General features: G+C 57.1%; 1 pseudogene. It reads left to right on the forward strand.

The features are described from left to right. A pseudogene (locus ETC02_RS17405) lies at window positions 1-189 on the forward strand (IS481 family transposase); the annotation flags it as partial. Window positions 190-247: the final 58 nt, after the last annotated feature.

A 247-nucleotide genomic window follows, 5' to 3' on the forward strand; every position in this document is an offset into this window, starting at 1 on the left:
GAAGTGCCGCCCCGGTTCATTGGGCAATCGATTGAACTCCGCTATGACGAACGGGGCGTCTATGTGTACGAAGATGGAAGGAAGGTGGCGGAGGCCGTTCGGGTTCGTTTGGAGGACAACGCCTATGTAAAACGCCATCGGTCCCCGTTTGCGGCGATTCCGGCGAAGGAGGGAGAACACGGTGTATAAATCGTTTTACTCCCTTTCGCGGGAGCCGTTTGCGAAAGAAACAGACCCGTCCGAGGCG

This window comes from Geobacillus sp. DSP4a (assembly GCF_013096875.1).
GTDB classification, from domain to species: Bacteria; Bacillota; Bacilli; order Bacillales; family Anoxybacillaceae; genus Geobacillus; species Geobacillus thermophilus.